We start from the raw sequence: 10,681 nt of genomic DNA on the forward strand, positions 1-10,681 counted from the left end.
GTAACTCCTTTTACGCGCCTGTTGGGGCGGTTCACAGGGCAATCAGCCGGATCGGGCTGCCTTCGCTCACGTTCAATGCGGCGCACAGGGCCGGGGTGAGGGCCAGCGGTTGCCCTGGCTGATAATCCAGTTCGGCGACAATCGCGCGGTAACCGTGCAGCGCGTCATTGCTCAGCAGATAACGGCCACGCGCATCGATCTGTGGTTGCGAATGGACTTGAGCGGTCTGGCTATGGGTGATCGAGCGAATGTTCACTGTGCGCGCATACAGCGTCGGGCCAGCGTCGAACAGGTCGATGTAGCTGTTGGTTTCGAAGCCTTCGCGCTGAAGAATGTCGAAGGCTTCCTGACCGTCCGGGTGGACGCGACCGATACATTCCTGCGCCGCCAACGGCAGCATCGGCACGTAAATCGGGTATTGCGGCATCAGTTCGGCGAGAAAGCGCCGGCTCTGCAACCCGCACAGGCGCTCGGCTTCAACGTAGGGCAAGTCGAAAAAATGCTTGCCCAGTGCATCCCAGAATGGCGAGTTGCCGTCCGCATCGCTGTAACCGACGATTTCGGTAATCACTGCCTCGGCAAAACGTTGCGAATGAGCGGCGATAAACAGCAAACGCGCTCGCGAGAGCAATTCAGAAAATGGCGTGCGCTCCAGCGCCGCGTCGATGTGGAAACCGCGCAGCAAGGTGTGATCGTTGAGGTCGTGGCATAGCGACAACGCCGGCACGCCGTGTTCGATGTTCAGCTCGCGCGAGGCACTGGTGAAGTGACGGTTGCGCAGGCTGTAGAACGGTTCATCAAAACCCGCCGTCGAGACAATCTCGGAGCAACCGACGAGGCGCCGGTTATCCATATCTTCGAGCACGAAAAAGTAATTCTCCGGGCCGTGCGCGCTCGCATCGCGCTCGAACGACGCACAGGACGCGGCGATTTTCTCGCGCAACCGTTCGCTGTCATCCGGCAGGGAGGTCACGCCCACCAGACTGTCGCGGGCCAATTGTTGCAACTGAGGCAGGTCGGTTATCTCGACTGGGCGTAAGACCAGCATGGATGTACTCCTGTATCAAAAGATTCGGCGAATTCGCCGAACCTGACTATCACTGTCGGTTTCCACGCGCGAAATCAGCGGTCGCCTGATTTGTTGTCAGACGCCGCCCTTTTTTATGTCAGCCATTGCTCGGATCGGGCAGTGCGGTGCTGGCGCCGAGCTTGTTGAGAAAGAACAGGTACACCAGCCCCAGCGCGATCCAGATCATGCCGAGTTTTTGTGCATCGACGCCCATGTTGTACATGATGGCCGCGACGATGATGAAGCCGATCACCGGGCAGATCAGGTGGCGGATAACCTGGCCGGATTTCTGCCGACGCCAGTAGTAATTGATCACCGTCAGGTGCAGCAGCATGAAACCGCTGAGTGCGCCGAAGTTGACCAGCGAGGTCAGGGTGTCGACCGAATTGATGAACAGGTAGCAGATCAGCAGCGACAGCACCGCGACGAGATAGATACTCAGGTACGGCGTGTTGTGTTTCGGGTGCACCTTGGCTAGCACTTTCGGCAGTTTGCCGTCGCGGGCCATGCCAAACAGCAGACGCGACACGGCGGCTTGCGAGGTGATCGCTACAGCAACGCCCCACGCCAATGCAGTCGCTACGCCGGTGACGGTTGCCAGCCAGCTGCCAGCGGCGATTTCGGCGATTTCATAGAATGCGGTGTCGGCGGATTTGAAGCCCATGCCGGCTGCCAGATCGGTGGCAATCCAGGTTTGCGCGACGAAAATCACCCCCATCACGATCAGCGTGATCAGTGCGGCTTTGCCGACGCTTTTGCCCGGATCATCTTTGATTTCCTCGGCGAGCGTCGAGATCGCGTCGAAGCCGAGGAACGACAGCACGGCAATCGATACCGCTTGCATCAGCAGGGCGAAGTTGAAGGTTTCCGGGTTGTACAGCGGCGCCAGGGTCAGCTCGCCATTACCGCCACCGTTGTGCAGGGCCGTCCACGCGTAGAACAGGAAAATGCCCAGCACGACCAACTGTGCCAGCAGAAAAATGATGTTCATCCGCGCCGTGAAAGTGATGCCGCGCAGGTTGACGAACGTCGCGCTGACCAGGAACGCCAAAATGAAGCCGACTTTCGGAATGTCCGGATACAAATGATTGAGCGCCATCGCCGCGTACACATACAGCAGCGGTGGAATCAGTAGATAGTCGAGCAGCATCAGCCAGCCCGCGATGAAGCCGACGTGTTGATTGAGGCCGCGTTGCGCGTAGGAATACACCGAGCCGGCAATCGGAAAAGCCTTGGCCATGCTGCCGTAGCTCAGCGCGGTGAACAGCATTGCCACCATGCCAATGATGTACGCCAGCGGCACCATCCCCGGTGCCTCGGCGTTAACGTAGCCGTACACGCCGAACGGGGCGATGGGGATCATGAAGATCATCCCGTACACCACCAGGTCGGTGAGCGTCAGGCTCCGTTTCAACTCTTGCTTGTAGCCGAATTCTTCAATTTCCATGAAGCGCAACTCCTTGTCAGCCAATCGGTCGTTTTAGTTGTTATGTCGGTCCATCGTTTACAGCTTCAGCGGTCTTTCGTTACAGCAATGGCGCGAGGTATCCGGCCCAGCGCGATACGGCTTCGGGGCTGCGCAGCAAATCGTTGCGCACCTCGATCAGCACCGAGTCGAGGCCTCGCGCATCGCCGTGTACGGGCACGGTCATGTCACCCAGTGGATCAATCTTGTACGGCTGATTGCCCGCGACTTTCAGCGGATGTTCGCCGAGGCCATCGAGCAGACGTTGCGCGTACTCCTTTGCTTGACCGAACAGCACGCCGATTTCCAGTGGTCGTGGCTGGCCGTAATACACCGGGGTGAAACTGTGGATCCCCACCACGCGCACCGGTTGTCCTTGTGCAACGCGTTCATCGATCAGCGTCTGCAAACGCGCATGAAACGGCTTGAACAGTGTCTGACGCCGGTATTCGCGCGTGGCTTCGTCCAGCTTGCGGTTACCCGGAATCTGATAAATCTCGCTCTGTGCCGGAATGCTGTCCGGCGCATGGCGTGGGCGATTCAGGTCGATCAGCAACCGTGAATAGTTTGCGCTCAACAGCGTTGCGCCCAGTTGTTCCGACAGTTGCTCGGCCAGTTGCAGTGCGCCAATGTCCCAGGCGATGTGTTCACGTGCGGCGGCATCATCCAGGCCCAGATTGTTCAGGGCTTCGGGGATGTAGCGGCTGGCGTGCTCGCACACCAGAATCAAAGCATGCGTCGAGTCGGCGCGGCTCAGGTTGTAGACCGGTCGGGTAAACAACCCCAGCTCGGCGGATTCAGTACAGGCGTGCATAGTGCTCACACAGGTCAGCGGGCGAGAGCTGTTCCGTCAGCGCCAGTTCCTCGGTTTTAAGGGCGTGGTACGTGTCGAGCAACGGCTTGGGCAGCCATTCGTTGAAGGCTGCACTGTCGCGCAGGCAATCCAGTGCCTGGCCCAGCGAGGCGGGCAGGGCAACAATGCCCCGAGCCTTGCGTTGCTCATCGTTGAGTGAATCGGGAATTTCGTCGGTGATCGCGTTCAGCGCCAGACGCTGCTCGATGCCCAAGCGTCCGGCGATCAGTAAGGCGGCCATGGCCAGATGCGGCGAGGCAGTGGCGTCCATGGCGCGGAATTCGAGGTTGAACTGGTGGGCCACGGATTTGCCGCCGAGAGTCACGGTCGGGCAGATGCGCAACGCCGCTTCCCGATTTTGCTGGCCGAGGCAGGCATAGGACGCGCTCCAGTGATGTGGCTGCAAACGCTCATACGAAACCGGCGTTGGCGCGGTGAACGCACACAGCGCTGGCAAGCAGTGCAGGATTCCTGCGGCCCAATGCTGACCGATGCTCGACAGACCGTTGCTGGTACCAGCGTCGTACAGCATCGGCTGGCCGCCCAGATCGAGCAGGCTGACATGCAGATGCACACCGTTGCACACCGCTTCCGCCGCAGTTTTCGGCGCGAAACTCAAGTCGAGGCCCATTTGCCGGGCGATCTCCCGGGTGATCTCGCGAACGTTGACCGCGCGGTCTGCGGCCGCTACGCCGAGCGTCGGACGGCAGGTGATTTCGTATTGATGCTTGCCGTATTCGGGCAGGAACATTTCCGGCTCGACGCCGCCAGCACGCAGGGCGCTAAGCAACCAGCCACCGAATTCGGCCCCCTGACGCTGGGCTTCGAGGGAGAACGCCAAGTGTTCGGCTACACCTGCGTGAAGGTTGAATTCGTGTTCAAACGCGGCGTTGACCTGCAAGCCCAACTCATCGCGATAACGTTCGATTTCATCGCGCAGCAGCGTGCGTGGGCAGGCGCCCCACGGGCGGCCATCGGTTTCGCGGATATCGCCGTGAATGAAGTCCAGCGCTGGCGCACTCGCGTCCGGGCCATTGCTGACGGTGACGCGGCTGCTCAGATCCGGGATCAGCCGCAAGTCGCCATAAGCGCCCCATGGATTGGTCGAGGCGATAACGTCCTGTGGCGTCAACGCACTGTTGGCCGGCACCCAGCCGCAACCCGCCGCTTGATAATGCTCAAGCTCATCGGTGGGAAACGAGCGGCCACGGGTGATGCCGATCAAGTCAGTGGTGACGATGGTGGTCATCGGCAGCGGCGTCAGGCGCGCACTCATGGCTGCATCTCCTGCAACCGGCCGAGTACGGTTTGGGTGTCGGTGATCCAGCAGTAACCTTTGATCGCGTTCAGGCAGGCGTTGTGCCGTTCGGCGCTGTAAGTGGCGCAGGCGTCTTCGACCAGCGTGACCAGATAACCGCGATCGGCAGCATCGCGCACGGCCATGTCGACACATTGGTCGGTGACGATGCCGGCGATGATCAGGTGACGGGTTTCGAGGTTGCGCAGCACGTAGTCGATGTTGGTCGAGTTGAACACGCCGGACGAAGTTTTCGGCAGAACGATTTCGTTTTCTATCGGCGTCAGGTCTTCGATGATTTTCGCTTGCACGCTGCCCTTGGGCAGGTGCATGTCCGAAAGTTTGTGGTCGAGCGAACGGTCGCGACCATCGGCGGTGAGGCTTTCGATAATAGTGTGCAGCACGTTCTGCCGCGCTTCGCGAAAGGCACTGAGCAAGCGCCGTTGATTGGGCACCACCTGCATATGCGTACGGGTCAGGAAGTACTCGGCGTCCGGATCGTTGAGGTGCGGATCGAACTGCGGTTCGAGCCAGGCACGCTGCATGTCCACCAGCAACAGCGCGGTGTGGTCGGTGACAAACGGCAAGTCCCGCGGCGAGCGGTGGGGAAGGCTGAACATCCTTATTTATCCTCCAGCAAGTGGGTGGCGAAGTCGTTGCGCAAAGCGTCGATGCCGTCCAGGCGATCGGCGAGGTTGTCAGTGCGCAAGGTCAGGCAGGCGATCAGCGCCTCGACCTGGGCCAGCGCCGGCACCATGGTGTCGAACGGCGAGGCTGATTCGACCGGGGCGCTGATGATCAAGTCGGCCAGTTCGCGCAGCGGCGAGGCATAAATGTCGGTGAACAGCACCACCCGCGCGTTGTTGGTTTTCGCGGCGGTGGCCACGCGCAGCGCTTGCGTCTGATAGCGGCGATAGTCGAACAGCAGGACGACGTCCTGACGTTGCAGGTCGAACAGCCTGTCGGGCAATTGCGCGTTGTCTTCCAGCGCAAAGCAGCCGGGGCGCAGCAAACGCAAGTGATTGAGCAGGTAAGTCGCCATCAGGCTGCTGAAACGGCCGCCAAAGCAATACACCTGATGCCGCGCGTCGAGCAGCCAGTCGGTCAGGATGCGCACGTCTTCGGGTTGGATCAGCGATTGGGTTTCGACCAGCAAACGATGACTGTCGGCCAGGTAATGGCTCCAGGCGTCGTCCTTGTTTTGCTGTGCGCGAGGCTGCAACAGCGTGCGCGGTGAGCGCAGGCGATGATCCATGTCGCTGAGAAGGGCATCTTGGAATTCGGCGTAACTGCCAAACCCGAGTTTTTTCACCAGACGGACGATGGTCGGATCACTGACGCCGGCATGATCGGCCAGACGTGCCATCGGCCCCAGACCATTGCGCGGGTACTGATCGAGCAAGGCGCGAACGACTTTGCGCTCCGACGGCGTAAGATCCAGGCCGGGATCGGTGATCAGGTCTCTGAGAGGGGGCATCCGGGCTCCTGCTGGATGGGTTTGTCGAATTTGCTTCACAATTCGCCAAAACAGTATTTATGTAACTGAGGTTACATGTCTAGCGAATTTTTCGTGGGTTGGCCAAGCTGTGAAACAGCTACGAAACGCCCGTGTAACAGGGTCTACGCGGTGGTCGACTGGGCTTGTAGTCCATTGCCCATTGTTGTGTCAGACATTACCGATATTTGCTGACGCGGATCATCAATGCCTGAACAGCGAGTTGCCCGCTAAGCCCCTGTTTACGGCACAATTGCCGCCCGCGAAGATTGCATTAGTCCATTTCAGACCCTGCGAGTGAGTGATTCCCTGTGCAAACCACCCGGTTGACTCTGATTTGCCATGCTCGAACCGTCGCACAGAAATTGGCGTGTTTTCCTACAAACGAGCCTGTTGAAAATCCGCTGGCGGCGTCCGACTTGCTGGCTGATAGATATGCCACGACGTCCCGTGTGCTGTGTGGCCCGGAATTGCGTACACAACAGACCGCTGCGTGGTTTGGCGCAAACGCGCAGATCGACGAGGCACTGCGCGATTGCGATTGGGGTCGCTGGCACGGTCAGTCGATCAAGGAGCTGCAACATAAGGAAGGCGAAGCGCTGCAAACCTGGCTGGCAGACCCGAGTGCCGCACCGCATGGCGGCGAATCGGTGGTTGAGGTCTCTGTGCGCATGGCGAAATGGCTGGACGAATTGAAGGCGACGCATGGCCATATCGTCGCGGTGACTCACCCCTACATCGTGCGCGCGGCGCTGATGCAGGTGGTGCAGGGCGCAGCCTTCAACGCGATAGACGTCGAACCGCTGGCGGCGGTCGAATTACGATTTAACGGTATCTGGCGTTTGCGTTTGCCGGGTATCGACCTTGAGGAAAGATTTTGATGAAACAACTATTGGTCATCGGCATCGGCGCCGGCAATCCCGACTACATCACCATGCAAGCGGTGAAAGCGCTGAATCAGGTCGACGTGTTCTTCCTGATGGACAAGGGCCAGAGCAAGGACAAGCTGATCGACCTGCGCCGGGAGATCTGCGATCGCTATATCACCGATCCCGACTATCGCTTCGCCGAAGCGCATTGCCCGGAACGCGAGCGCGGCGACGTAGATTACACCTCGGCAGTGGTGGATTTGAACCAGGCCAAGCAGCAGACCTTCGAGCGGATGATCAACGAAGAATTATCCGACGGCCAATGTGGCGGTTTCCTCGTCTGGGGCGACCCGGCGTTGTACGACAGCACCGTGCGTATTCTGCAATCGATTCTGGCCGAGGGCCGCTGCGAGTTCGAGTTTGAGGTGATTCCGGGGATCACCAGCGTTCAGGCGCTGGCGGCGCAGCACAAAGTGCCGTTGAACACCATCGGGCGCTCCATCGAAATCACCACGGGCCGGCGTTTGGCGGCGGGGAAGGTGAGTGACACTGACAGTCTGGTGGTGATGCTCGACGCGGAAGATTCCTACCATCATGTGGCGGATCCGCAGACGCAGATATATTGGGGCGCCTACCTGGGCACGCCGGATGAGATTTTGATCAGCGGCAAGTTGGGGGAAGTGGCTGACGAGATAGAGCGCGTGCGCAAGGCGGCGCGGGCTGAGCATGGGTGGATTATGGATACCTATTTGTTACGCAAGCCTTAGGTCTTCGCTGGTCGGGCGGGCCTCTTCGCGAGCAAGCCTTGCTCCTACAAGGATCACCGCGATCCCTTGTAGGAGCAAGGCTTGCCCGCGAAGGCATATTCAAAAACACCTCAAGAACTGGCATTGACCCCACGCCCAAACCGCTCCCGATACACCGACGGCGGCACCCCGACCACGCTGCGAAACGCCACCCGAAAGCTCTCCACCGAGCGATACCCGCAGCGCAACGCAATCTGATCGGTATTGTGCTGCGTACTCTCAAGCAACTCCCGCGCCCGCGCCAGCCGTTCATGCTGCAACCACGCCTTCGGCGACTGCCCACTGGCCTCGGTAAAACGCCGCAGAAACGTGCGCTCACTCATCGCCGCTTGGCTGGCCAGATCACGCACTTCCAGCGGCTCATGCAAACGCTCGCGCGCCCATTGCATCACCCGTGACAAATCATTGCGCGGCGTTGCGCTGACCGGCGTTGGAATGAATTGCGCCTGACCGCCGGTGCGCTGCGGCGACATCACCAGTCTTCTTGCCACCGAATTGGCGACCTGAGTACCAAAGTCCCGTGCCACTAGATGCAGGCAGGCATCGATTCCCGCTGCACTGCCCGCCGAAGTGATCAACTGGCCGGAGTCGACGTAAAGCACATCCGGGTCGACGTCGATCGCCGGAAAGCGCTGCGCCAGTTCCGTGGTGTAGCGCCAATGCGTGGTGGCGCCGTGGCCGTCGAGCAAGCCAGTGGCCGCCAGCACAAACACGCCAGAGCAGATCGACAGCAGTCGTGCACCGCGCGCGTGAGCCTGACGCAACGCCTCGATCAGGGGCGGCGGCACCGCTGCATTGCGGTCGCGCCAACCGGGAATGATGATGGTGCGCGCCTCGGCGAGTAGCTCCAGGCCACCATCGGCCAGCACTTGAATTCCGCCCATTGCGCGCATCGGGCCTTGATCGACGGCGGCAATCGCGTGTTCGTACCACGGGAAATCGAACTCCGGCCGCGCCAGTCCGAAAATCTCCACGGCGATGCCGAACTCGAAGGTACAGAGGCCGTCGTAGGCCAGAATCGCGACCAGTCCTGGTGAAGTAGGCATTTGGCGGAAAATTCCCGGTGAGTGTCTTGTGCGCCACTGTAGCGACTTGCGCCGGCTCGATAAAGTCTGTTCACACCCCATCAGACGTAGGAGCAATACCCATGACCAGCCTGGTTCGCGACATTCCTGCCGCACCGTCGGCGATTGCCTTGATGCACTTCAGCAACCGTCTGACCTTCGAAACCGATTGTTCCGACGTGTTCAGCAGCCAAGAGGCGGGGGAGATCGATTTTGTGCTGGTCGATGTGCGCGGGCCGCTGGCTTTTGAGCGCGGGCATGTGCCGGGCGCGATCAACATTCCGACACGGCTGCTGACGGCTCAAGGTTTGGCGGGCTACCCGAGCAACACATTGTTTGTGGTGTATTGCGCCGGCCCGCATTGCAACGGCGCCAATAAGGCCGCGGTGAAACTGGCGGCGTTGGGTTATCCGGTCAAGGAAATGATCGGCGGCGTGACGGGTTGGCTGGATGAAGGGTTTGCACTAAGCGTGGCGCACCCCGCCAACACCCCCATCAACTGCGCCTGCTGAATCATCCAGTGTAGGAGCTGCCGAAGGCTGCGATCTTTTGATCTTGCTTCTAAAAAAACCAGATCAAAAGATCGCAGCCTGCGGCAGCTCCTACAGGGAATTTGTGAGTTTTCTGCTCTGAAAAAGGACTTGTCCTACAGCCTCCGCACCACGACGGCGCAGCCTTTGACCTCGGTCAATCGACTCGCCGATCTTCTGTAAATATTTGTCGCTTAAACACAATTTACCCTGTGCGCGCCGCCATAGACTGCCGGCCTCTTCGGTTTTTGCTGCTAAATGGCCATGACCGAACGCTGAATCGAAAGCTGCCAATAAAAGCCTCCGCACACAGGAGTTATAAATGAAGAAGCTAGTGATGTTCGGTGCCCTGGCACTGTCGATGTTGTCCCTGACCGCTGTGGCCGAAGACGCCAAACCGATCCGCATCGGTATCGAAGCCGGTTACCCGCCATTCTCGATGAAAACCCCTGACGGCAAACTCACCGGTTTCGACGTGGATATCGGCGATGCGCTGTGCGCGCAGATGAAAGTCAAATGTACCTGGGTTGAGCAAGAGTTCGATGGCCTGATCCCGGCGCTGAAAGTGAAGAAGATCGACGCGATTCTGTCGTCGATGACCATCACCGACGACCGCAAGAAGAACGTCGATTTCACCATCAAGTACTACCACACCCCGGCCCGCTTCGTGATGAAGGAAGGCTCCGGCGTCAAAGACCCTCTAACTGAGCTCAAAGGCAAGAAAGTCGGCGTGCTGCGTGCCAGTACTCATGACCGTTACGCCACTGAAGTGCTGGTGCCGGCCGGGATCGACCTGGTGCGTTACGGCTCGCAGCAGGAAGCCAACCTCGACATCGTTTCTGGTCGTCTCGACGCCATGCTGGCCGACTCGGTCAACCTCAGCGACGGTTTCCTGAAAACCGATGCCGGCAAAGGTTTTGAATTCGTTGGCCCGACCTACGAAGACGCCAAGTACTTCGGCGGCGGCGCTGGCATTGCCGTGCGCAAGGGCGATACCGCCCTGGCTGAGCAATTCAACAAAGCCATCACCGAAATCCGCGCCAATGGCGAGTACAAGAAAGTCCAGGACAAGTACTTCGACTTTGATGTTTACGGTCATTAATACGCCGTAAGAAAAAAGTGGCCCCGTTTGCGCGGTGGCCACTTTTTTTGCGCCCATGATTTATCCTGCACCACACATTTCTAATGTAGGAGCTGCCGCAGGCTGCGATCTTTTGATCTTGTTTTTGAGTG

Annotated in this window: 11 protein-coding genes; 4 read left to right on the top strand and 7 right to left on the bottom strand. The window is 59.4% G+C overall.

Annotation, left to right across the window (positions count from 1 at the left end):
- Positions 1-31: 31 nt before the first annotated feature.
- From AD669_RS10025 to AD669_RS10050, 6 genes are all read right to left on the bottom strand, one after another.
- The gene (locus AD669_RS10025; protein WP_053119225.1) at positions 32-1,048 is read right to left on the bottom strand and encodes an arginine N-succinyltransferase; all 1,017 of its coding nucleotides are present in this window, start codon (positions 1,046-1,048) and stop codon (positions 32-34) included.
- A 118-nt stretch (positions 1,049-1,166) separates the two neighbouring features.
- Positions 1,167-2,516, bottom strand: coding sequence for an APC family permease (locus AD669_RS10030; protein ID WP_053119227.1), 1,350 nt, complete (start codon positions 2,514-2,516; stop codon positions 1,167-1,169).
- A 79-nt stretch (positions 2,517-2,595) separates the two neighbouring features.
- Positions 2,596-3,348 (bottom strand): N-formylglutamate amidohydrolase, encoded by a 753-nt coding sequence (locus AD669_RS10035; protein ID WP_053119229.1) that lies wholly within the window; start codon positions 3,346-3,348, stop codon positions 2,596-2,598.
- Positions 3,332-4,663, bottom strand: a complete 1,332-nt coding sequence (locus AD669_RS10040) for a glutamine synthetase (protein ID WP_053119231.1) — start codon at positions 4,661-4,663, stop codon at positions 3,332-3,334. The genes AD669_RS10035 and AD669_RS10040 overlap by 17 nt, the downstream gene beginning before the upstream one ends.
- The gene (locus tag AD669_RS10045; RefSeq protein WP_053119233.1) at positions 4,660-5,304 is read right to left on the bottom strand and encodes an isochorismatase family cysteine hydrolase; all 645 of its coding nucleotides are present in this window, start codon (positions 5,302-5,304) and stop codon (positions 4,660-4,662) included. Before AD669_RS10045 ends, AD669_RS10040 begins: the two co-directional genes overlap by 4 nt.
- Positions 5,305-5,306: 2 nt before the next feature.
- The gene (locus tag AD669_RS10050; RefSeq protein WP_053119235.1) at positions 5,307-6,161 is read right to left on the bottom strand and encodes a MurR/RpiR family transcriptional regulator; all 855 of its coding nucleotides are present in this window, start codon (positions 6,159-6,161) and stop codon (positions 5,307-5,309) included.
- 329 nt (positions 6,162-6,490) lie between these two features.
- Here AD669_RS10050 and AD669_RS10055 point away from each other — a divergent pair, with 329 nt between their 5' ends.
- Together AD669_RS10055 and cobF are read left to right on the top strand one after the other, a co-directional pair.
- On the top strand, positions 6,491-7,060 hold the full coding sequence (locus AD669_RS10055) for a histidine phosphatase family protein (RefSeq protein ID WP_053119237.1): 570 nt from the start codon (positions 6,491-6,493) through the stop codon (positions 7,058-7,060).
- Positions 7,060-7,815: a precorrin-6A synthase (deacetylating) gene (cobF, locus tag AD669_RS10060; protein WP_053119239.1), complete on the top strand. Its 756-nt coding sequence runs from the start codon at positions 7,060-7,062 to the stop codon at positions 7,813-7,815. Before AD669_RS10055 ends, cobF begins: the two co-directional genes overlap by 1 nt.
- A gap of 110 nt (positions 7,816-7,925) precedes the next feature.
- Here cobF and ftrA read toward each other — a convergent pair whose 3' ends face one another.
- Complete coding sequence (ftrA, locus tag AD669_RS10065) at positions 7,926-8,900, bottom strand: transcriptional regulator FtrA (protein WP_053119241.1); 975 nt, start codon at positions 8,898-8,900, stop codon at positions 7,926-7,928.
- A 101-nt stretch (positions 8,901-9,001) separates the two neighbouring features.
- Here ftrA and AD669_RS10070 point away from each other — a divergent pair, with 101 nt between their 5' ends.
- Together AD669_RS10070 and AD669_RS10075 are read left to right on the top strand one after the other, a co-directional pair.
- The gene (locus tag AD669_RS10070) at positions 9,002-9,430 is read left to right on the top strand and encodes a rhodanese-like domain-containing protein (RefSeq protein WP_053119243.1); all 429 of its coding nucleotides are present in this window, start codon (positions 9,002-9,004) and stop codon (positions 9,428-9,430) included.
- Positions 9,431-9,770: 340 nt separating this feature from the next.
- Positions 9,771-10,550 (top strand): ABC transporter substrate-binding protein, encoded by a 780-nt coding sequence (locus AD669_RS10075; protein WP_053119245.1) that lies wholly within the window; start codon positions 9,771-9,773, stop codon positions 10,548-10,550.
- Positions 10,551-10,681: the final 131 nt, after the last annotated feature.

The organism is Pseudomonas sp. P1.31 (genome assembly GCF_001269815.1).
Lineage (GTDB): Bacteria > Pseudomonadota > Gammaproteobacteria > Pseudomonadales > Pseudomonadaceae > Aquipseudomonas > Aquipseudomonas rustica.

Coding starts and splice junctions, on each gene's coding strand:
- ftrA (WP_053119241.1), bottom strand. CDS start 8,900: ATGCCTACTTCACCAGGACTGGTCGCGATTCTGGCCTACGACGGCCTC.
- AD669_RS10075 (WP_053119245.1), top strand. CDS start 9,771: ATGAAGAAGCTAGTGATGTTCGGTGCCCTGGCACTGTCGATGTTGTCC.
- AD669_RS10030 (WP_053119227.1), bottom strand. CDS start 2,516: ATGGAAATTGAAGAATTCGGCTACAAGCAAGAGTTGAAACGGAGCCTG.
- AD669_RS10040 (WP_053119231.1), bottom strand. CDS start 4,663: ATGAGTGCGCGCCTGACGCCGCTGCCGATGACCACCATCGTCACCACT.
- AD669_RS10035 (WP_053119229.1), bottom strand. CDS start 3,348: ATGCACGCCTGTACTGAATCCGCCGAGCTGGGGTTGTTTACCCGACCG.
- AD669_RS10050 (WP_053119235.1), bottom strand. CDS start 6,161: ATGCCCCCTCTCAGAGACCTGATCACCGATCCCGGCCTGGATCTTACG.
- cobF (WP_053119239.1), top strand. CDS start 7,060: ATGAAACAACTATTGGTCATCGGCATCGGCGCCGGCAATCCCGACTAC.
- AD669_RS10070 (WP_053119243.1), top strand. CDS start 9,002: ATGACCAGCCTGGTTCGCGACATTCCTGCCGCACCGTCGGCGATTGCC.
- AD669_RS10025 (WP_053119225.1), bottom strand. CDS start 1,048: ATGCTGGTCTTACGCCCAGTCGAGATAACCGACCTGCCTCAGTTGCAA.
- AD669_RS10045 (WP_053119233.1), bottom strand. CDS start 5,304: ATGTTCAGCCTTCCCCACCGCTCGCCGCGGGACTTGCCGTTTGTCACC.